General features: G+C 65.0%; 20 protein-coding genes. 11 read left to right on the forward strand and 9 right to left on the reverse strand.

The annotated features are described in order from the left end of the window. Window positions 1-3: 3 nt before the first annotated feature. On the forward strand, window positions 4-567 hold the full coding sequence (locus NLM31_RS27575; RefSeq protein WP_254132319.1) for a nitroreductase: 564 nt from the start codon (window positions 4-6) through the stop codon (window positions 565-567). Window positions 568-630: 63 nt separating this feature from the next. After that, entirely contained in the window at window positions 631-1,893 is a 1,263-nt protein-coding gene (locus NLM31_RS27580) for a beta-lactamase family protein (protein ID WP_254194293.1), read from the forward strand. Here NLM31_RS27580 and NLM31_RS27585 read toward each other — a convergent pair. Next, entirely contained in the window at window positions 1,879-4,341 is a 2,463-nt protein-coding gene (locus NLM31_RS27585; RefSeq protein ID WP_254194294.1) for a bifunctional diguanylate cyclase/phosphodiesterase, read from the reverse strand. The two genes, NLM31_RS27580 and NLM31_RS27585, sit on opposite strands and share 15 nt — an antisense overlap. A 466-nt stretch (window positions 4,342-4,807) precedes the next feature. After that, complete coding sequence (locus NLM31_RS27590) at window positions 4,808-5,668, reverse strand: LysR family transcriptional regulator (protein WP_254194295.1); 861 nt, start codon at window positions 5,666-5,668, stop codon at window positions 4,808-4,810. Window positions 5,669-5,786: 118 nt separating this feature from the next. Between NLM31_RS27590 and NLM31_RS27595 the strand changes: the two genes are divergently transcribed. Next, window positions 5,787-6,779, forward strand: coding sequence for a zinc-dependent alcohol dehydrogenase family protein (locus NLM31_RS27595; RefSeq protein WP_254194296.1), 993 nt, complete (start codon window positions 5,787-5,789; stop codon window positions 6,777-6,779). Between the two features lie 65 nt (window positions 6,780-6,844). Here the strand turns inward: NLM31_RS27595 and NLM31_RS27600 are convergent, their stop codons facing one another. Next, on the reverse strand, window positions 6,845-7,039 hold the full coding sequence (locus NLM31_RS27600) for a hypothetical protein (RefSeq protein ID WP_254132324.1): 195 nt from the start codon (window positions 7,037-7,039) through the stop codon (window positions 6,845-6,847). 291 nt (window positions 7,040-7,330) lie between these two features. Then, complete coding sequence (locus tag NLM31_RS27605; RefSeq protein ID WP_254194297.1) at window positions 7,331-8,314, reverse strand: aldo/keto reductase; 984 nt, start codon at window positions 8,312-8,314, stop codon at window positions 7,331-7,333. A gap of 103 nt (window positions 8,315-8,417) precedes the next feature. Here NLM31_RS27605 and NLM31_RS27610 point away from each other — a divergent pair, with 103 nt between their 5' ends. Continuing rightward, entirely contained in the window at window positions 8,418-9,311 is an 894-nt protein-coding gene (locus tag NLM31_RS27610; RefSeq protein ID WP_254194298.1) for a LysR family transcriptional regulator, read from the forward strand. 74 nt (window positions 9,312-9,385) lie between these two features. Here the strand turns inward: NLM31_RS27610 and NLM31_RS27615 are convergent, their stop codons facing one another. Next, window positions 9,386-10,462, reverse strand: coding sequence for a hypothetical protein (locus NLM31_RS27615; protein WP_254132327.1), 1,077 nt, complete (start codon window positions 10,460-10,462; stop codon window positions 9,386-9,388). 243 nt (window positions 10,463-10,705) lie between these two features. Between NLM31_RS27615 and NLM31_RS27620 the strand changes: the two genes are divergently transcribed. Beyond that, window positions 10,706-11,734 (forward strand): patatin-like phospholipase family protein, encoded by a 1,029-nt coding sequence (locus NLM31_RS27620; protein WP_254194299.1) that lies wholly within the window; start codon window positions 10,706-10,708, stop codon window positions 11,732-11,734. Between the two features lie 19 nt (window positions 11,735-11,753). On the opposite strand, the gene NLM31_RS27625 is transcribed toward NLM31_RS27620, so the two are convergent. Together NLM31_RS27625 and NLM31_RS27630 are read right to left on the reverse strand one after the other, a co-directional pair. Beyond that, window positions 11,754-12,182 (reverse strand): CBS domain-containing protein, encoded by a 429-nt coding sequence (locus NLM31_RS27625; protein WP_254132329.1) that lies wholly within the window; start codon window positions 12,180-12,182, stop codon window positions 11,754-11,756. A 188-nt stretch (window positions 12,183-12,370) separates the two neighbouring features. Continuing rightward, complete coding sequence (locus tag NLM31_RS27630; RefSeq protein WP_254132330.1) at window positions 12,371-13,180, reverse strand: rhomboid family intramembrane serine protease; 810 nt, start codon at window positions 13,178-13,180, stop codon at window positions 12,371-12,373. A 452-nt stretch (window positions 13,181-13,632) separates the two neighbouring features. Between NLM31_RS27630 and NLM31_RS27635 the strand changes: the two genes are divergently transcribed. Continuing rightward, on the forward strand, window positions 13,633-14,187 hold the full coding sequence (locus NLM31_RS27635) for a PAS domain-containing protein (protein ID WP_254194300.1): 555 nt from the start codon (window positions 13,633-13,635) through the stop codon (window positions 14,185-14,187). A gap of 64 nt (window positions 14,188-14,251) precedes the next feature. Beyond that, window positions 14,252-14,680 (forward strand): cupin domain-containing protein, encoded by a 429-nt coding sequence (locus tag NLM31_RS27640; RefSeq protein ID WP_254194301.1) that lies wholly within the window; start codon window positions 14,252-14,254, stop codon window positions 14,678-14,680. Between the two features lie 60 nt (window positions 14,681-14,740). On the opposite strand, the gene NLM31_RS27645 is transcribed toward NLM31_RS27640, so the two are convergent. Continuing rightward, complete coding sequence (locus NLM31_RS27645; protein WP_254132333.1) at window positions 14,741-15,130, reverse strand: hypothetical protein; 390 nt, start codon at window positions 15,128-15,130, stop codon at window positions 14,741-14,743. Window positions 15,131-15,273: 143 nt separating this feature from the next. On the opposite strand from NLM31_RS27645, the gene NLM31_RS27650 reads away from it, so the two are divergent. Together NLM31_RS27650 and NLM31_RS27655 are read left to right on the forward strand one after the other, a co-directional pair. After that, complete coding sequence (locus NLM31_RS27650; protein ID WP_254194302.1) at window positions 15,274-15,777, forward strand: GNAT family N-acetyltransferase; 504 nt, start codon at window positions 15,274-15,276, stop codon at window positions 15,775-15,777. Window positions 15,778-15,903: 126 nt separating this feature from the next. Continuing rightward, on the forward strand, window positions 15,904-16,272 hold the full coding sequence (locus NLM31_RS27655) for a hypothetical protein (protein WP_309143707.1): 369 nt from the start codon (window positions 15,904-15,906) through the stop codon (window positions 16,270-16,272). Between the two features lie 78 nt (window positions 16,273-16,350). Here the strand turns inward: NLM31_RS27655 and NLM31_RS27660 are convergent, their stop codons facing one another. Continuing rightward, on the reverse strand, window positions 16,351-18,360 hold the full coding sequence (locus tag NLM31_RS27660; protein WP_254132336.1) for a DEAD/DEAH box helicase: 2,010 nt from the start codon (window positions 18,358-18,360) through the stop codon (window positions 16,351-16,353). A 307-nt stretch (window positions 18,361-18,667) separates the two neighbouring features. On the opposite strand from NLM31_RS27660, the gene NLM31_RS27665 reads away from it, so the two are divergent. After that, the gene (locus tag NLM31_RS27665) at window positions 18,668-19,165 is read left to right on the forward strand and encodes a hypothetical protein (RefSeq protein WP_254194303.1); all 498 of its coding nucleotides are present in this window, start codon (window positions 18,668-18,670) and stop codon (window positions 19,163-19,165) included. Between the two features lie 116 nt (window positions 19,166-19,281). After that, on the forward strand, window positions 19,282-19,635 hold the full coding sequence (locus NLM31_RS27670; protein ID WP_254194304.1) for a cupin domain-containing protein: 354 nt from the start codon (window positions 19,282-19,284) through the stop codon (window positions 19,633-19,635). The last annotated feature ends 11 nt before the right edge of the window (window positions 19,636-19,646 follow it).

The raw sequence follows: 19,646 nt of genomic DNA on the forward strand, positions 1-19,646 counted from the left end.
GCAATGCCCGACGCCATCGAACTCCTCAAGACCCGCCGCTCCGTCAAGCCGCGCGAGATGACCGGCCCCGGCCCCTCGCCGGCCGAGCTCGAGACCATTTTGACCATCGGCGCGCGCGTGCCCGATCACGGCAAGCTCGCACCATGGCGCTTCATCATTTTCGAAGGCGATGCTCGCCAGCGCGCCGGTGAGGTGATCGCCAAAGTCTTCGCGCGGAAGAATCCCGGCGCACCCGCAGCCGATATCGAGACCGAGCGCAAGCGTCTCACCGATGCGCCGCTGGTGATCGGCATCGTCAGCTTCACCAAGCCGCATCCCAAGGTGCCGGCGTGGGAGCAGGAATTGTCGGCGGGCGCGAGCGTCATGAACATCGTCACGGCCGCGACCGCGCTCGGATACGGCGCCTGCTGGCTGACCGGCTGGTTCTCCTTCGATCGCGACGTGCTGGACGGGCTTGGCCTCAAGGCCGACGAGAAGCTCGCCGGCCTCGTTCACATCGGCACGCCGACCAAGCCGAGCGAGGACCGTCCGCGACCGGTCCTTTCCGAAATCGTGACGCGCTTTTAATCGAAGTCTTGTTGACGCATCGGACGTCTTGCGGCTTTGTTCCCTGCTTGGGAGGAAGCCCGGATGAAGCGTCGTGAATTTTTGGTCGGAGCCGCGATGCTGGCCGGCTCGATGGCGCAAGGCCGCGCCGCCGCCAACATCCCGGCCCCGTCGCCTGACGGACTCGACCGCATCACCGACTATTTTAACAACGAGGTGACGACCGGCCGGCTGCCGGGCGCCATCGTCCTGGTGCAGCAGCACGGCAAGGAGGTCTATCGCAAGACCTTCGGCGTACGCGACACCAGGACGGGCCTCGCGATGACGCCCGACACGATCTTCTCGATCCACTCGATGACCAAGCCGATCACGTGCCTTGGCGCGATGATGCTGATCGACGAAGGCAAGCTCGCGCTCACCGACCCCTTGTCGAAATACGTTCCTCTCTTTGCCGACACCCAGGTGGGCATCGAGCCGGATGGCACCTCGAAACTCGGACTGGAGCCGCCGAACCGCCCCGTCAACATCGAGGATCTGCTGCGGCAGACCTCGGGTATCAGCTACGACTACATCGGTGCCCCCTGGGTCATGGAGGTCTATCAGGCCGCCAATATTTTCGAGGGCCCGTTCAACAACAGGCAATTCGCCGACCGCATCGCCAAGCTGCCGCTGACCCGTCAGCCCGGGACATTGTGGCGCTACGGCCATTCCACCGACGTGCTCGGCGCCGTCATCGAGATCATCTCGGGCCAGACGCTGTACCATTTCCTCAAGCAACGCATCCTCGATCCGCTCGGCATGACCAGCACCAAATTCGTGCTGACGACGCCGGAGGAGCGCACGCGGATGGCGCGGCCGCTGCCGAACGACCCGATCCTGCTCGCCGGCGAGCGGGACCGCCTCGCCCATCCCGAATGGGAATCCGGCGGTGGAGGCTTTCTCTCGACCATCACCGACTATCAGCGCTTCTCGCAGATGCTGCTCAACGGCGGCGAGTTCGAGGGCAAGCGTTACCTCAGCCCGGCGGCCTTCAAGGCGATGACGACCGACCACGTCGGTCCCGGCTCCGGCGTCGGCCGCGACTATTTCTATTTCCCCGGCGATGGTTTTGGCTATGGCTACGGCATCGGCGTACGCACCGATCCCGGCAACGCAAAGCCGCCGCCAGCAGGTTCGATCGGCGAATTGAAATGGGACAGCGGCAGCGGCACCTATTTCGGCGTCGATCCGAAGCTCGACATGGTCTACGTCCTGATGCAGCAGACCCAGAACGAGCGCGGCCGCATCACGCCTGCGTTCAAGGAACTGGTTTACGGCTGCTACCCACCCGAGTTACGCCGCCCGTGAGGCGCGCTGGCCGAAATCGGCCAGCAGCTTTGCGATGTCGGCAGCGGGCCGCGCCGCGCTGAACAGAAAACCCTGCACCTCGTTGCAGCCTTCGGCGCGCAGCCAGTCGAGCTGGTCCTCGGTCTCGACGCCTTCCGCGGTCGTGGTGATATTGAGGCTGCGCCCGAGGCCGGAGATCGCACGCACGATCGCCCCGCAATCGGGCCGCTGCGCCAGATCCTTCACGAAGGAGCGGTCGATCTTGATCTTGTCGAACGGGAAGCTGCGGAGATAGCTCAGGCTGGAATAGCCGGTGCCGAAATCATCCATGGAGATGCTCACGCCGAGCTCGCGCAATTGATGCAGGATCGCCAGATTGGCATCGGTCTCGGCCAGGAAGATCGACTCGGTGATTTCGAGCTCGAGCCGTTTCGGCGACAGGCCGGATTGCGCCAGCGCCGAGATCACGACCTGAACCAGGTTGCGGCTGCGGAATTGCGCCGGCGACAGATTGACCGCGACCTTGACGTCGGCTGGCCACTTCACCGCTTCGGCGCAGGCCTCGCGCAGCACCCACTCGCCGAGCTGGGTGATCAGGCCGATATCCTCCGCGACCGGAATGAACTCCGCCGGCGAGATCATGCCCTTGTCGGGATGACGCCAGCGCAGCAGCGACTCGAAGCCTGAGATGCGGTCGGAAGCGATCGACACCAGCGGCTGGTAGTGCAGCTCGAACTCGCCATTGGCGAACGCACGACGCAGGTCGAGCTCCATGTCGCGACGCTTCTGCGCCTGCAGATCCATCTCGCGCTCGAAGAAATGATGCACGCCGCCGCCGTCGGATTTCGCCCGATACAGCGCCATGTCGGCGTTGCGCATCAACTCCTCCGAGGTCACGCCGTCGCCCGGCGACAGCGCGATGCCGATGCTGGCGCCGATTACCATCTCCTGGCCATCGATGTCGTAGGGCGCTTTCAGCATGTCGATCAGCAGGGCCGCACAGGCGCTGGCCTCGTTCGGCGAGACCTCGGCCGCCAGGATCACGGCGAACTCGTCGCCGCCGAGCCTTGCTGCGAGGTTGACGCCGCGGACCACGGTGGAGAGGCGTTGGGCCACCTCCTTGAGCAGACGGTCGCCCGCCGGGTGCCCGAAGGAGTCGTTGATGTTCTTGAACAGGTCGAGGTCGATATAGAGCACGCCGACACGCTTGCCTGCGGCCTGATCGAGTGCCTGCTTCAGACGCTCCTGGAAATATTCGCGGTTCGGCAGATCGGTGAGCCCGTCATGGTGGGCCATATGCGCGATCCGTGCCTCGGCCTTGCGCCGTTCGGTGATGTCGACGACCGCGACCAGGTAGCCGTCGCGATCGTCGAAGGTGACGCGGCGGCCGAAGGTCAGCACCTCGATCTCGCTGCCGTCGGCGCGCAGATGCCGCCAGTTGCGCGAGGAATGATAGGTGTCGCCGATGCGCTCGAGCGCCTCGGCATGGCTGTCCCATTCGTCCTGCGGCCAGATCTCGGGCAACGTCATGCGCAGGAACGCAGCGCGGCTGTAGCCGTAATGCTGGACCGCGGCATCGTTGACGCCAAGGAACTGCTTGGTGTCGGCGTCGAACACCCACATCGGCATCGGGTTGTTGTCGAACAGCAGGCGGAACGAGGCGTCGCGGCGCTTCAGCGCTGTGACATCGGAGATCGTCAGCGAGACCACGTCGGCGAAGGCCGTGGCGCTGAACCGGAGGTAACGCCCCTCGTGCTCGATCTCGAGCTGCTCGCCGCGGCCGCCGGAGACGGCCTTGAGCAGAAAATGCATGATCTCGGGCGAAGCCAGCAGCGTGCTTCCCTCGCCGATCCGCCGCCAGAGCAGGCTTCCGCTCGCGACCTTCAGCAGCAGGCCCGCGCTCTTGTTGTGGTGCACGACCTGCAGATCGAACGGCGCGCCGTTGGCGTCGCGCAGGGTCGCCAGCGACACCACCGCGTCATCGGTCGACGAGAAGATCGCGTCGAGCAGATTATATTGCGCGCCGCGTTCGTTGACGTAGGCGCCGACCAGCGTCGCGCCCCAGCGCGAGGCCGTCGGCAATGCCAGCACATCGTAGGTCCGGACCATGCCGTCGCGCACGCAATGGGCGGCGGCCTGGTGCGGCTGTCCGTTCTTGAGCGCGCTTGCCACCGCTTCCGACAACGCAGTGGCGCAGTCCGGCGACAGCTCGGCGACCGGAATGTCCCAGCGCTCCTCGCCGAGCCATTTCTGCACGTAGCGTCCGCTGCGCGAGAGTTCGAGCGCGCCATCCCCCTTGAGCAAAGCGATATGGTCGGCCAGCCGTCCGAGGCTGCCGAGCATCACGTCCTCATAACGCGGCAGCCGGTCACCCGGCTTCAACGCGGCACGCCATTTGCGCTGAAGCACCGGGATGTCGTCAAACATTTCGGTGACCGGTTTGCCCGGCATCTTCTTCGCGGCACTCATTGTAGTCCCCAACGCACTTTCCCACCGCATCCAATGCAAGCCCGCTTAATGGCATGTAAAAAGGCCGCAGCCGCGGTTCCATTTTAGCGATTATGACAGTTTTAAGTCGCGCCTTGGTTAGTGCGCGTTAGAGACTATGACGGTTGCTTAAAATGCGATGCAGAGCTCCTCGCAATGACTGAGTAGTAGGATGGGTAGAGCGAAGCGAAACCCATCAGCGCTTTCTCCGCGCGGAAACATGATGGGTTTCGCAAGTGCTCTACCCATCCTACGCCCCTCGTTGCAGACACGCCTTCGCATCCTCGCGGCGCATGTCGCCCGAGCTTTGCTTTCATCGCCTCACTCCATTGAAAGAGGCGCAAGGAATTGTGGCCTGAAACCTTGCAGCCCGGATGGAGCGAAGCGCAATCCGGGACTCTATCGATGCCGGCACAGCGGCCCCGGATTTCGCTTCGCTCCATCGAGGCTACGGCCGCGCGTCTGCCATCTTCTCGATCACCAGATCCAGCAACGCCCGCAAACGCGCCAAACGCCTGAGATCGCGGTGATAGCCGACATAGGTGTCGCGACCGGGCGGGCTGGCGCCGATGTCGAGCGCGACCAGGCGGCGATCGCGATCACCAAGTGGACGTGGCAGCACAGCAAGGCCGCCACCACCGGCGCAGAGCTCGGCCTGCGCCTGGCGGTTGTTGCTGCGTGAGGCGATCTCCGCCTTCGGCAGCGTGCGCTTCAGCCAGACCGCGTCGGGCATATCGGAAAATTCGGCGTTCATGGTCACGATGCGGACGCCGCTGCCGTCACCGGCACGCGGCGGCTTGCTGCCCTTCTTACCGTAGAGCCCGTAGGGAATGTGGAGCAGTTTCCTGGAAATGACCTCGGGCTCATCGAAAGGCTTGATGCGAAACACCAGATCGGCTTCGCGCCGCGGCAGGCTGTAGAGCCGCGCATCGGTGAGGAGCTCGACGACCACCTTGGGATGGCGTTTGCCGAAGGCCGCGATCACCGGCGACAGCATCACCGCGCCGAACCAGTCCGACGAGGACAGGCGCAAAGTCCCGTCGAGCTGCGTCTCCGTGCCCGTCGCCTGCCGTTGAAGCGCGATCGCCTCCTCCTCGATCCGCTCGGCATGCGCCAGCACGGCCGTGCCTTCATCGGTGAGGACAAAGCCGTCGGCGGTGCGCTGGAACAGCGTCTGCCCGAGCGCCTGTTCGAGCGCACGCAGCCGCCGCCCCATGGTCGGCTGGGTCTGGCCGATTTTTCGCGCGGCAGCGCCGAGCGTGCCCTCGCGGGCAATCGCCAGGAAGATGCGCAGATCGCCCCACTCCATAGGAGTTCCCCCGATCAAAACCTGGTCATTCAAAAATGCACGATCGTCGTACATCCTTGTTCGTTCCCATGCAAAAAATCATGGGCATATTGGAGGGCGACAACGGAGCAAGACGATCATGACGAGACAATCGACAATGCGCGCAGGCGTGCTGGAGACCCATAACGCGCCCTTGCGCATCTCCACCATCTCAACGCCCGAGATCGGCCCCCGCGAGGTGCTGGTGCGGGTGCGCGCAAGCGGGGTCAATCCGCTCGACACCAAGATCCATGCGGGCGCCGCCGCCCATGCCCGCCATCCGCTGCCGGCGATCCCCGGCATCGATCTCGCCGGCATTGTCGAGCAGGCCGGCCGCGAGGTCTCGCGGTTCAAGGCTGGCGACGAAGTCTATGGCATGACCGGCGGGGTCGGCGGCGTGCAGGGGTCGCTCGCCGTATTCGCCGCAGTCGATGCCGACCTGCTGGCGCTCAAGCCGGCCAATCTCAGCATGCGCGAGGCCGCCGCGCTCCCCCTGATCTTCATCACGGCGTGGGAAGGCCTGATCGACCGGGCTGGCCTCAAGGCCGGACAGAAGGTCCTGATCCATGGCGGCGCAGGCGGTGTCGGCCATGTCGCGATCCAGATCGCGCGTGCGTTCGGCGCGGAGGTGTTCGCGACCGGCTCGGCATCCCAGCGCGCGACGATCGAAAGCTTTGGCGCTGTATTCATCGACCGCGACACCACGGTTGAGACCTACGTCGGCGAACACACCGGCGGCCGCGGCTTCGACATCGTCTACGACACCGTCGGCGGCAAGGTGCTCGATGCGTCCTTTGCGGCGGTGCGCCGCTTCGGTCATGTCGTGAGCGCGCTCGGCTGGGGCACGCATGCGCTGGCGCCGCTGTCGTTCCGCGCCGCCACCTATTCCGGCGTGTTCACGCTGCTGCCGCTGCTCTCCGGCGAAGGCCGCGCGCATCACGGGGAGATCATGGCGGAAGCCGCGCGGCTCGCCGAGGCCGGCAAGCTGGTGCCGCTGCTCGATGCCAGGCGCTTCACCATGGAGAGCGTTGGTGAGGCCTATGCGCTGATCCGGGACCATGCCGCCAAGGGCAAGCTGGTGGTCGATATCTGAGGGCGCGAACTCTTGTAGCCCGGATGGAGCGAAGCGAAATCCGGGCAACCAAGCTTCACGCGCCCCTAATCCTCGCTCGACGCCGTGAAGCGGTTGCGCAAATGGGCCTGCGACAACAGGAAGAACAGCGCGCGCTCGCCATAATATTTGGCGGACGGCCGCGAACGTTCGAAGCCGTCGGCAAATATCTTGCCGGACTGGTCGCAGACCTGCCACCGCCAACCGAACCGTTTGCGTCTGGTGAGGATCACTTCGAACATGCCGACGAGTTTGCCCCTGCTCCTTGCCGGTCGCGCAAGCCCACAAGGCTGCGCCGGCCTCCCCCATTGGACGGATGCCCGACATATAACCCAGCAGGAAGGAAAGCGAATTAAATTGATTATCGGAAATACGTATCCTGCACCGGTATGACGAAGTCGCAACGCGCCTGGAATAAGCCGGTGCCTCCGGTGTTTTTAGTGCCTACGCGGCGGAGCTTGGTAGCGCTTACAGCGATACACAGGGGAGAAATGTCCGGTAAGCGAACGCTCACCGGGCATTCACAACAAATGTTAGCGGCCGACCCGCGCCTGGAGATGTGCGGGGTAACGGTCACCTTGCACCGTCACATTGGCCAGCTCCCCCAGAATCGCAGCGAGATCCGCAGTCGACAGTGTCACCGCAGCCGCGCCGAGATTTTCCGCGAGCCGGTGCAGCTTGGTGGTGCCGGGTATCGGCACGATCCAGGGCTTCTGTGCGAGCAGCCAGGCCAGCGCGATCTGTGCAGGAGTCACATTTCGCGCTGCGGCGAGCTCGCCGAGCAGATCGACCAGCGCCCGATTAGCTTTGCGTGCGCTCGATGAGAAGCGCGGCACGATATTGCGGAAATCGCTGCTGTCGAACGCCGTGCTCTCGTTGATCGCGCCGGTCAGAAAGCCCTTGCCGAGCGGGCTGAACGGAACGAAGCCGATGCCGAGCTCCTCCAGCGTCGGCAAGATCTCCTGCTCCGGCTCACGCCACCACAGCGAATATTCGCTTTGCAGTGCGGTGACGGGCTGCACCGCGTGGGCACGACGGATGCTCGAGGCGCCTGCCTCGGACAGGCCGAAATGCAGCACCTTGCCCTCGCGGATCAAATCCTTGACCGCGCCGGCGGTATCCTCGATCGGCACCGCCGGATCGACGCGATGCTGATAGAACAGATCGATGCGGTCGGTCCTGAGCCGCTTCAACGCAGCCTCCGCCACCGCCTTGACGTTGGCGGGAGAGCTGTCGAGCCCGGCGTCGACCTTGCCGCCCTTGAAGCCGAACTTGGTGGCGATCACCGCCTTGTCGCGGAACGGCGCTAGCGCCTCGCCCACCAGCTCCTCGTTGACGAAGGGGCCATAGGCCTCGGCGGTGTCGAAGAACGTCACGCCGCGTTCGAACGCCGTCCGGATCAGTGTGATTGCTTGTGACGTCTCGGTCGGGGGGCCGTAGCCGTAACTCAGTCCCATGCAGCCGAGGCCAAGGGCCGAGACCTCGAGACCACTCTTGCCCAGTTTGCGCGTCTGCATTGCTGCTCTCCTCTAGAGATCAATTTCGGCAGCAAATTTAGGCCGCGCGCGGGCCTGCGATTAGGTGATAAAATCGGCATGTACTCATGACCTGGACTCATGAATGGCCCGCACCAACACCAACGATCTGCTCGCCTTTCTCGCCGTCGCGCGCGAACGCAGCTTTACCCGCGCAGCGGCCCAGCTCGGCGTGTCGCAATCGGCGCTCAGCCACACCGTGCGCGCGCTGGAGGAGCGGCTGGGCTTGAGGCTTCTCACCCGCACCACCCGCAGCGTCGCGCCAACGGAGGCCGGCGAACGGCTGCTCCGAACCATCGGGCCGCGCTTCGACGAGATCGATGCCGAACTGTCAGCGCTCACCGCGTTGCGCGCCACACCTGCCGGCACGGTCCGCATCACCACGGGCGAACACGCGGCGCAGACGATCCTGTGGCCGGCGCTGGCAAAACTCTTGCCGCGCTATCCCGACGTCAAGGTCGAGCTCGTCGTCGACTATGGCCTCACCGACATCGTCGCAGAGCGTTACGACGCCGGCGTCCGTCTCGGCGAGCAAGTCGCCAGGGACATGATCGCGGTGCGGATCGGGCCGGAGATGCGGATGGCCGTGGTCGGCGCGCCCGCCTATTTCGCCGCGCGCGGCAGGCCGAAGCGGCCGCAGGATCTCACCGAGCACAATTGCATCAACCTGCGCCTGCCGACCTATGGCGGGATCTATGCCTGGGAGTTCGAGAAGCGCGGCCGCGTCATGAAGGTACGCGTCGACGGCCAGCTCGTGTTCAATACCGGCCTGCTCAGGATGAATGCCGTGCTGGCGGGGCTCGGCCTCGCCTACATCCCGGAAGATCTCGTCAAGCGCGAGATCGCCGACGGCCGGCTGGTCCGCGTGCTCGCCGACTGGTGCGCGCCGTTCGCCGGCTATCACCTGTATTACCCCAGCCGGCGGCAGTCGACGCCGGCGTTTGCGGTGCTGGTGGAGGCGCTGAGATACCGGAAGTGAGGGAGCACGCTCTCGTGCCTCGGACGCAGCGGAGCGTCACTTCGTGCCGCACCGCGTCCGGGACACGAGCAAGGTTAGCGCGCGACGACTTCGACTTCGCCGTCGACGCCGTTGACGACGTTGAAACCGCGCTCGTAGACCTTGCCCTCGTTCTTGGCGATGGCGCGGTACTCGCCTTCGGAGAGCACGACGCGCGGGAAGGCGCCGATCGATTCCTTGATGACGTCGCCACCCGGGGTCAGCACCGACCAGGCGGTGTTGGCGAGCGCCTCGCCGCCCTTGTCGCTGACGAGCTTGAGCGTGATCACGGCGGCGCGGTGGGTGATGGTGACGTCGGTCAGCTTGCCGGCCTGGACGCGGATGTCCGAGCGCACCACCGAGTTGGCGTCGCCATAGTTGGAGATGATGTAGTAGGTGCCCTCCGGCAGCAGCACCACGTCGCCGGCGGCGACGTTCGGCACCAGCGAGGCACGCTCGCCGGACTCGAACTGGCTGCCTTTGTAGATCGCGAACGAGATCTGGTTCAGCGGAATGCGGCTGGTGCCGACGCGGCCCTCGATGCGCAGACCGCCGGCCGGCAGCACGAAGGATTCGCGATCGGTCTCGGCCTTCAGGCTGACGGTGCGCACCGCGCTGACGAGGCCGAAGGCGACGTGCACGACGTAATTGCCCGGCGGCAGCACGATGTTGGGCGTCGCACTGCGATCCTCGCGGATCAGCTTGAAGGTGCCGTTCTCGTCGGGACGATCGGCGAACACCCGCCACACCAGGCCGCTGCTGATCGCCGGCGTGTCCTTGCCGTATTTGGCGCTCAGCGACAGCACGGCCTGTCCGGGTGCGGCCGCATTGAGGGGGGCTGCCGGCGGAACGCTCGTCACCGCGGGCGGCGGCATGCTGGGCGTATTCGGCTGTGTCAGGGTCGGCGGCAGGCTCGGCGGGGGACCGGCGCCTGGACCGGAGGGCGGCGCCAGGCTGACGGCCCCGCCCGGATCGGGCACCGAAGCCGGAGGCACCGGCGGCGGCCGATCCGAGAAAAGCTGCGCTTGGGCGGCAGTCTGGCCGAGAACGACAAGGCACGCGGCAAGGACAAGCGCCGGCAGCAGCCTGCCGCCGCGCCGCCATCCGATGATGCCGTCACCCCCGAGAGTCATACTCTCTGCTTTTCACCGAAAACGCGGCAAATTCAAGCCTCTGAAACCCCAAGAACTACGGCCTCAAGGCATTCTTTGGAACCCGGTTGACGCCTGCGTGATTACATCAGAGGCAACCGGCCCCCGCCACACTCCTGCCCCCAGCGTCCCAAACGCTATAAACCAAGCTTTGCCGTCTTTCTGGCGAAGCGGAAGCGCGGCGCCTACTCTGGAGTGAGGACGGCCCGGAGTAGGAGAGTTTCGGTGCTGGAAATCTTGAGAGGTCGCGGCGTGAACGGCGCGAACGGAGAAAAAGTCGGCCTCGGCAGCATCCGCCGGCCCGTCATTGGCCTGGCGCTGGGCGGCGGCGCGGCGCGCGGTTTTGCCCATATCGGTATCATGAGGACGCTGCTGGCCAACGGTATCGTACCCGATGTCGTGGTCGGCACCTCGATCGGCGCGGTGGTCGGCGGCCTCCATGCGGCCGGCCGCCTCGATACGCTCGAAGAGTGGGGTCGCAGCCTGCAAGGCATGCGCAACATCCTCGGCTATCTCGACATCCGCCTCGACGGCTCCGGCCTGATCGGCGGCGAGAAGCTCGCCATCCGACTTGAGAAGGCGGTCGGCCAAACCCTGATCGAAGACCTTCCGATCAAGTTCGCGAGCGTCGCGACCGAGGTCCGCACCGGCCACGAGATCTGGCTGACTCGGGGACGCCTGGTCGAGGCGATGCGCGCCTCCTATGCGCTGCCCGGCATCTTCTCGCCGGTGATGATCGGCGACCGCTGGCTGGTCGACGGCGCGCTGGTGAACCCGGTGCCGGTTTCGGCGGCGCGGGCGCTCGGCGCCGAAATCGTCATCGCCGTCAATCTGTCCACCGACGTCTTCACCCATTCGACGACGATCTATCAGCACGGTGCGGTGCCCGCGCCGGTCGCCCAAGTGACCGAGGAGGCCCCGGCCAAACGGCGCTTTCCGCGCTTCTTCTCGGCGGAGAAAACCGTCAAGCGCGAGTTCTTCGGCAGCGCCGGACGTCCCGGCATCTCCTCGGTGATGATCGACGCCTTCAACATCATGCAGGACCGCATCACCCGCGCGCGGCTTGCCGGCGATCCGCCGGACCTCCTGATCACGCCACGGGTCGGTCAGTTCGGCTGGTTCGACTTCCATCGTGCCGAGGAGCTGATCGCGCACGGCACCCGCGCCGCCGAACGCGCGCTGGAGTCGATCCAGGAAACGATCGACGTGCTGGCGCCGGCGCCCGAAGGCACCGCGCCCAAAGCGATCGAGTAAGCCCGGCGCGTAAGCCCGCTCAGGCCGTCTTGATGTAGTCGCGCAGGGCTTCCTGCTCGGACTCGTATTCCTGGACCCGGCGCTTGACGATGTCGCCGATCGAGATCAGCCCGACCACCTTGCCGTTTTCGACGACGGGCAGATGGCGGAACTTGCCGGTGGTCATCATCTCCATGAGCTCGGCAACCGTGTCGGTCTCCTTGCAGGTGACGACCTTTCGGGTCATGACCTGAGACACCGGCTCTTCCAGCACACCCGCACCGCGCTCGCCAAGCACACGAACGATATCGCGCTCCGACAGGATGCCCTCGAGTCGGCTCTGGTTCATCACCAGCACCGCGCCGATCTTCTTCTCGGCGAGCAGCTTGACCGCGGCAGCCAGCGTCGCGTCGGGCTCGACGCTCATGATCTGGTGGCCCTTGGTATTGAGAATGGAACGTATTGTCATTGTCGCCTCCCTGAATCGAATCCGTCCGCTTGGCGCGGTTTGGACTTGTTCGCGAGTCTTCAACTAACAGTTTCGGCGCCGGTTTCACGTTCAGGCGCTTTGCGAAGCGCAGCTTCTATGAGCTTGCTGCTTCGGAACATTCTTCCAGCGAATGATGGATGAATTCGGGCCGCGCCGCAAGCGCCGCGTCAAATACCGTCCGAAATGTCCTGTGATGACGCATCCGCAGCATCATCGTTTCGCACGCGCGGCACGGGATCGAACAGCGCGAACAGCAACAGCCCTGCGAAGAAGCCACCGATATGCGCTTCCCAAGCGACACCCGCGCTGTCGCTTTCGACACCGATGGCGCCGACGCCGAAGACGATGTTCATCACGAACCAAACGCTCAGGAAGCCGACGATCCGCCGGTCGCGCAGTGCCTGCAACAGCGGCAGTGCCGGAACCTTGGCGGCGGTATCGGCGTCCGAACGGCTGAACGACAGGAAGCTGCCGCGCACGAAGGCGAACCGGATCGCCGCCGCCATCGCCCCCGACACCGAAGCCGAGGCGCCGATCATCGGCACCACCGCGTGCTCATGGGTGACGAGATGGGCGAGCGCGCCGGCAGCCGCCGTCACCGCCAGGAACACGAAGAAGCGCACCGCGCCAAAGCGCCGCGCCAGCGCACTGCCGAACGGCAGCAGCCACAGCACGTTGAAGGCGAGATGGGTGAGATTGGCATGCAGCAGCGAATAGGTGACGAAGGTCCACACCTTGGCACCGGCGCCGCCCTCGAACTGCAAATTGACCAGCGAGGAATCGTAGCGCTTCGGGATGAAGCCGAACACGTCGATGGTCCAGTTCTCCAGCTCCGGCGGCAGCAACACCCGCAGATGGATCACCGCCAGCAGGACGACATAGGCCGTCAGCGGCCAGGGCAGCGTCAGGATCGGCTCGCGCGGGGCCTCTTCGGCGACGACCGGCTGGTCTGACGGTGGTTCTAGCGGGGAATCCAAGGCGGTTCGCTTTCAGGCGCGATCGAAGCAAGAACTTGGAGATAGTCGCCTTTACCGGCCTTGCGCAAGTGCACAAAAGGAAAAGGCAGGGCCCTGGGAAAGCCCTGCCTGTCCGTGTCGATCTTCCTGACACCGCAGAGGAACAAGGCGTATCCCCACCCCTCCCCGCGGCCAGTGACCAAACTGTTTGACGCCTGTGTACAGGCCTCGCCGAGAACCTGGATGAAAGCGGCGAGGCTTGCGACCGCGATGACCTTAGCAGCCGCGCGGCCGAGCGAAAGCGCATAGTTAATTTAACGTTAACGACGCAAAGACGGCCCGCACGAGGCCAAAAACGCTCCCACGGCATGGACGCTGCAATTCCCCTCCTGCACAACAACACAGGGATCTCAGGTGCACTGAAGCGGGACAGATTTGTCCCATGAGGTTGCGCCGAGGGGTGAGCGTCAGTCATGAAACATCCATCGAGCCGCGCGTTCTTCGCGTATTGGGACAAGAAGCGCGGCGGCGCGCGAGCGCCTGACCGGGCCGATATCGATCCCGCCGCCGTGCGCGAATTGCTCGGCGACATCTTCGTCCTGTCCTGCGAGCCGAAGCTTGGCTTCCCCTTCCGCGTTGCCGGCACCCGCGTCTGTGCGCTCGCAGGCTGCGATCTCAAGGACGCAAGTTTTGCCGCGCTGTTCACCGAAGCTTGCCGCAGCGAGATCGAGGAGATCGCGACGATCGTCGCCGACGAGACGTTAGGTGCCATCGCCGGTCTCACGGCCACGCGCGAGGACGGCAGCAAGGCCCATCTCGAGCTGCTGCTGCTACCTTTCAACGCCCGCCCGCACACGCCGGTCAGCGTCACCGGCGTGCTCGCGCCGTTCGACGACGAATGCGGCGCGCTCGGCCCGTTCACCGTCACCTCCTGGCGCTATCTGCACCAGCCGGAGAAATTGTTGCCGCGCGCGATCCGAAAATTGCAGATCGCACGCGGGCTGATGGTGTATGAGGGGCTGCGGTAGCTTTCGTTTCGACGTGAGCGAGCGCCGCAGCTTCGATGCAGCCCCCTCACCTGGACGAAGAACCATGTCCGACATCATCAATTTCGGCGCGCTCGCGCTCCGCTTCCTGCACAGCAAGGATGACACCGGCGGCAGCGTCGACATCTTCGAAATGACGTTGCAACCGAATGCGCGGATGCCGATCCCGCATTATCACGACCGCTGGGACGAAACGATCTACGGGCTGTCCGGCGTCTCGACCTGGACGATCGACAGCAAGCAGAACGACGTTGCCCCCGGAGAATCGGTCTTCATCAAGCGCGGCATCGTGCACGGCTTTACCAACCGCTCCACGGAGCCGGCGACCTGCCTGTGCATCTTGAGTCCCGGGGTGTTGGGCCCGCAATATTTTACGGAGATGGCCGCGCTGCTGTCGGCCGGCGCGCCACCCGATCCCACAAGGATGAAAGAGACGATGCTGTGCTACGGTCTGGTGCCGGCGCCGCCTGCGTAAAACCCGCGATGCGAGGACAGGCTGCATGGTACAACCCGCCCCGCGCGTCTTCGAGATCGCTTACGGCATCGCCAGATGCCAGGCGCCGTTCAGGAAGCCGTCGCCGGTGACATCACCGGGCTTGGTGTCCTTGGCGAAGGTGTAGAGCGGCTTGCCCTTGTGGGCCCACTGCTTGGAGCCATCGTCGCGGGTGATGATGGTATAGCCGTCGCCGGCGGCGTCGCTGGCCTCGGCCTTCAGCGCCGGCCAGTTTGTCGCACACGGGCCGTTGCAGGCCGACTTGCCGTCCATGTCCTTGTCGAAGGTATAGAGCGACATGCCCTTGGCGTCGGTGAGCACGTTACCCTTGTCGGTCTTGCCGGTCTTGGTCGGCGGCGCCGCGAAGGCGGCCGAGGTCATCGCGAGCGTTGCGGCGAGCGTCAGCGCGAGGCGGATCGAGGATGTCGTCATGGTCTCTCCTGTCATGCAATTGGCTTGCACGAGGTAGGACGCCGCGCGACAACTCATATTCCTGAGACGGCAGCAAAGATATTTTTGGCTGCGCACATCAGCGCGGCGGAATAAATCGCGATGGTTGATACGGAACAAGCAAGATGAGCAAGCCGCACTGGCGCCGCGCGCACGCCGGCGACCTCGCCGCGATCAGCGCGATCGCAGCGCGCATTCATCCCGATCTCCCCGAGCGCCCGGACGTGTTCGCGGAAAAGATGCGGCTTTATCCGGATGGCTGTTGCGTGCTCGCTGCAGGCGACGAGATCGCAGGCTACGGCCTCGCGCATCCCTGGATGCAGCAACAGATTCCACCGCTCGACGGATTCCTCGAGCGATTGCCCGATGCTGCAGACTGTCTCTATGTGCACGATGTCGCCGTGCTCCCCGACTTCCGCGGCGGCACGACGCGCGCTTATGTCGTGGAGATCGAACAGCTCGCGCGATCATCAGGCATCACGACGCTTGCGCTGGTCTCGGTCTACACCACGCGACCTCTGTGGGAGCATCTCGGCTTCCGAGGCGTCGTGCCGGATGCGGCGCTGCGCGACAAACTCTCGTCCTACGGCGCGGGCGCGACCTACATGCTACGCGAACTCGCCCAATAGCCGCCCTCTCCGCGCAGTCGGCCTCACGCGGGCGTGAAGCCGATCCCCGAACCGATTTCCACCAGCCGTCGTCGAAGACCTGTGCGAGCCCTTCCGGTCTCGCCGAACAGAGGCTGGAGAACTCCCATGAAACTCACATTGCCTGGCGTGGCGTTGATTGCACTCGCGGCGACGACCGCGTTCACCGCAACCAGCGCCAACGCGCTGCAGCTCCGCACCTATCGCTGCGACGTTCCCTTCTTCGAAAGCTGCGGCGTCATCAACCTCCAACCGCAGCCCCCTGCACCGCCCCCCATCACCCGCCGCAACCGCGATACGTCGCCGACCTACATGAAGCAGATCGATTCGCGTTACAGCTCCGCGATGAATAACGCCGGCGGAGGCGGTGGTGGCGGCGGTGGCGGCGGCGGTGGCGGTGGCGGTGGCGGCGGTGGTGGCGGTGGCGGTGGCGGCGGTGGTGGTGGTGGTGGTGGTGGCGGCGGCGGAGGTCGCTGAGCTCACACTTTGCTTTTCAGATGATGTCGCCGGTGCAACCCGGCGGCATCATCGCTGTCTGCGCTGACGGTCGGCCGCTCAGCCGCGGTGCTTCTTCTTGTTCTTCTTCCCGGCAGCACCCGGCCATTCGGTGACGGACGGCGCATATTTGGCGTCACCCGATTTGTTTCCGAATTTCTTGTTCTTCTTCCCAAACGCCGGCTTGCCGAATTTGTCGCCGTCGTGAGGCTTACCGTGGGGCTTGGCCTGCGGCTTACCCTGGTGCCTGGCTTCCGGCTTTCCGCGCGGCCTGTCGTGAGGCTTCGGCCCCTTCGCGTTCCAGGGATCGTCACTGCGGCGGACAACATGATCGTCGTCCCCTTCATCGCGCTGCGGAGCGCGTGAGCGCTTCTCCGCAGGTGCCTGCTCTTGCGGCGCGCCCGTCATCGGCTCGATGCGGATGCTGTCTTCCTTGTCCGGACGCTTGACCTTGGCGGCGAAGGACTCGGCGACACGCTCGGAGATCTCGAACTCGGTGGTGGTGTCCGAGATCTTGATCGCGCCGATATCGCGCTTGTCGATGCCGCCACGGCGGCAGATCATCGGCAACAGCCAGCGCGCTTCCGCATTCTTGCGGCGGCCGATGGCTGCGCGGAACCAGACCGTGGGCTCCGCCATCACATGCTTTTTGCCCGATTTGGCGCGAGGCCTCTCGGACCGGTCGTCGTCACGCGGCCTTCGATCGTCGCGCGATGTGCGATCGTCACGATGACGCTCATCGCGCGGCCGGCTGCTTCGCTCACCGGGATCGATGATGTCTTCAGGCGACGGCAGTCGCGCCCGATAGAGCCGCGCCAGCGCTGCGGCGATATCCTCGGCCGACCGCTCGGCCAGCAGGGCCTTCGCCAGCTCGAGATCGTCGGCGGTCGTCTCCTCGGTGAACAACACGTCCTTCATGCGCTCATGATCGAGCTTGCGGATCTCATCCGCCTGCGGCGCCGTACCCCAGACCGCGTCGGTACCCGAGAGATTGAGCAGCAGCTCGGCGCGACGCCGTCGCGCTGGCGGCACCAGGAGGACGCTTGTCCCCTTGCGGCCCGCGCGCCCGGTTCGGCCGGAGCGATGCTGCATCACCTCGGGGTCGTTCGGCAGGTCGGCATGAATGACGAGGTCGAGGCTCGGCAGATCGATACCGCGGGCGGCAACGTCGGTCGCGACGCAAACGCGGGCGCGCCCGTCTCTGAGCGACTGGAGCGCCAGAGTGCGCTCGTTCTGCGTCAACTCGCCTGACAGAGCGACCACGGAGAAACCGCGCTCCAGCAGCGCCGCCTGCAAATGCCTGACGGCATCGCGCGTGTTGCAGAACACCAGCGCGCTCGGCGCCTCGTAGAAGCGCAGCACGTTGACGGCCGCATGCTCGACATCGCCGGGAGCGACCCGGATGGCGCGATACTCGATGTCGGCGTGACCGCCCTCGTCGCCGGCGACCTCGATCCGGAACGCGTCCTGCTGGTACTGTTTTGCCAGTGCCACGATGCCGCGCGGGAACGTCGCCGAGAACAGCAGCGTGCGGCGCGTCTCCGGCGTGGTCTCGAGGATGAACTCCATGTCCTCGCGAAAGCCGAGATTGAGCATCTCGTCGGCCTCGTCGAGAACGACGACCTTCAATTCGGAGATGTCGAGGCGGCCGCGTCGCAGATGATCGCACAGGCGGCCGGGCGTGCCGACGACGATATGGGCGCCCGCGGCCAGCTCGCGCTGCTCGCGGCGCGGGTCCATGCCGCCGACGCAGGAGACGACGCGCGCGCGCGCTTGCGCATAGAGCCATGTCAGCTCGCGCTGGACCTGCAAGGCGAGCTCGCGGGTCGGCGCGACGATCAAAGCCAGAGGTGCTCCGGCCTGCTCGAACTGCTCGGCGCCATCGAGCAAATCCTTGGCCATGGCCAAACCGTAAGCGACGGTCTTGCCCGAGCCGGTCTGGGCCGACACCAGGAGGTCGCGGTCGACCGCATCCTCGCCGAGCACGGCGAGCTGAACGGGGGTCGGGGAATCGTAATTGCGCTCAGCCAAGGCACGGGCGAGCGGCGGGGTCAGGGCCGGAAAGGACACGGAATGGAAAACCTTGGTTGGTCCGGGGGCGCGGAACGGAAAGCCGAGGGGCCCGACGCTGCAGTCACTGCAGAAGGCCCGGTCACACCCATGATGATTTTGATTTGGAGGCTCTTTACGCCAGAAGCGGCTAAATCACCATGGCTTTGATGCATGGCATTGGCGACAGGGTGAACAAGGCCGGGATGCTCAACCCCGCACTTTTGGCGCGCTTTAGCCCCTTCAGCGCACTTTTGGGCCGGAACGGCGGATTTTTGCGGTCATCTCGCCTAGATTGCGCGCGGTCGGGCGTACCAGGGATGCATGAATGACCTCGGCGGGCGAACGTCGGTGCGGCGACTGCACGCTCTGCTGCAAGGTCATGGCGATCGAGGCGCTCGCCAAGCCGGCCGGCAGCTGGTGCGCGCATTGCAAGCCCGGCCGCGGTTGCGCGATCTACGCCGACCGGCCTGCCGAATGTAAGGAATTCGCCTGCCTCTGGCTCGTCAACGAGCTCCTCGACGAACGCTGGAAGCCGAGCCGCTCGAAGCTGGTCGTGACCACGTCGGACGACGGCGTCGAGATCCGCTGCGACCCGGGGTCTCCCAACGCCTGGCGCAAGGAGCCTTACGCCACCGATATCCGCACCTGGGCCGTCGAAGGCGAGCACAACGACATGACGGTGCTCGTGATCATCGGCCAGCGCATGATTTTGGTCACGCCGGAGCACGAGTTCGATCTCGGCATTGTGGGGCCGGACCAACGTATCGTCCGTGAGCTGGAGGGCACGAAAGTGGTGGGCGTAACGGTGGTGAAGAACGAGTGACTTTGATGCCGCCTCGAATCGCAGAGAAGCGAAATCGATGGGCTGATGGATACACGTCTTGTCGCGCCGGCTGTCCGATCCCATCTTGCGTCACGGGAACGCACATGGGGTGAAATATGGCCGACAGCATATCGCTTGCCGACAAGCTCGCGACCTTTCAAGATTTCTGGTCGCCGCGCACGGTCACGACCTTCAACGATTGCGACGTGATGGTGGTGAAGGTGAAGGGAGAGTTCACCTGGCACAAGCACGACGACACCGACGATTTCTTTCTCGTGCTGAAGGGCACGCTCGACATCGAGTTGCGGGACCGCACCGTGACGCTCGGACCGGGCGAGCTCTATGTGGTGCCCAAGGGTGTCGAACACCGCCCGGTGGCCCGCGAGGAGGTTCACCTGGTGCTCATTGAGCCCTCGGGCACGCCGAACACAGGCGACAAGGCCACCGCGGCAGCGCGCAAGCTCGCGTAGCAAGTGCGGTG

The sequence above is a fragment of the Bradyrhizobium sp. CCGUVB4N genome, from assembly GCF_024199945.1.
Taxonomy (GTDB): domain Bacteria; phylum Pseudomonadota; class Alphaproteobacteria; order Rhizobiales; family Xanthobacteraceae; genus Bradyrhizobium.

What these genes read in the sequence shown, in the direction of transcription:
- NLM31_RS27575 (WP_254132319.1), top strand. Translation starts at nt 4, where the DNA reads ATGCCCGACGCCATCGAACTCCTCAAGACCCGCCGCTCCGTCAAGCCG.
- NLM31_RS27580 (WP_254194293.1), top strand. Translation starts at nt 631, where the DNA reads ATGAAGCGTCGTGAATTTTTGGTCGGAGCCGCGATGCTGGCCGGCTCG.
- NLM31_RS27585 (WP_254194294.1), bottom strand. Translation starts at nt 4,341, where the DNA reads ATGAGTGCCGCGAAGAAGATGCCGGGCAAACCGGTCACCGAAATGTTT.
- NLM31_RS27590 (WP_254194295.1), bottom strand. Translation starts at nt 5,668, where the DNA reads ATGGAGTGGGGCGATCTGCGCATCTTCCTGGCGATTGCCCGCGAGGGC.
- NLM31_RS27595 (WP_254194296.1), top strand. Translation starts at nt 5,787, where the DNA reads ATGACGAGACAATCGACAATGCGCGCAGGCGTGCTGGAGACCCATAAC.
- NLM31_RS27600 (WP_254132324.1), bottom strand. Translation starts at nt 7,039, where the DNA reads ATGTTCGAAGTGATCCTCACCAGACGCAAACGGTTCGGTTGGCGGTGG.
- NLM31_RS27605 (WP_254194297.1), bottom strand. Translation starts at nt 8,314, where the DNA reads ATGCAGACGCGCAAACTGGGCAAGAGTGGTCTCGAGGTCTCGGCCCTT.
- NLM31_RS27610 (WP_254194298.1), top strand. Translation starts at nt 8,418, where the DNA reads ATGGCCCGCACCAACACCAACGATCTGCTCGCCTTTCTCGCCGTCGCG.
- NLM31_RS27615 (WP_254132327.1), bottom strand. Translation starts at nt 10,462, where the DNA reads ATGACTCTCGGGGGTGACGGCATCATCGGATGGCGGCGCGGCGGCAGG.
- NLM31_RS27625 (WP_254132329.1), bottom strand. Translation starts at nt 12,182, where the DNA reads ATGACAATACGTTCCATTCTCAATACCAAGGGCCACCAGATCATGAGC.
- NLM31_RS27635 (WP_254194300.1), top strand. Translation starts at nt 13,633, where the DNA reads ATGAAACATCCATCGAGCCGCGCGTTCTTCGCGTATTGGGACAAGAAG.
- NLM31_RS27640 (WP_254194301.1), top strand. Translation starts at nt 14,252, where the DNA reads ATGTCCGACATCATCAATTTCGGCGCGCTCGCGCTCCGCTTCCTGCAC.
- NLM31_RS27645 (WP_254132333.1), bottom strand. Translation starts at nt 15,130, where the DNA reads ATGACGACATCCTCGATCCGCCTCGCGCTGACGCTCGCCGCAACGCTC.
- NLM31_RS27650 (WP_254194302.1), top strand. Translation starts at nt 15,274, where the DNA reads ATGAGCAAGCCGCACTGGCGCCGCGCGCACGCCGGCGACCTCGCCGCG.
- NLM31_RS27655 (WP_309143707.1), top strand. Translation starts at nt 15,904, where the DNA reads ATGAAACTCACATTGCCTGGCGTGGCGTTGATTGCACTCGCGGCGACG.
- NLM31_RS27665 (WP_254194303.1), top strand. Translation starts at nt 18,668, where the DNA reads ATGACCTCGGCGGGCGAACGTCGGTGCGGCGACTGCACGCTCTGCTGC.
- NLM31_RS27670 (WP_254194304.1), top strand. Translation starts at nt 19,282, where the DNA reads ATGGCCGACAGCATATCGCTTGCCGACAAGCTCGCGACCTTTCAAGAT.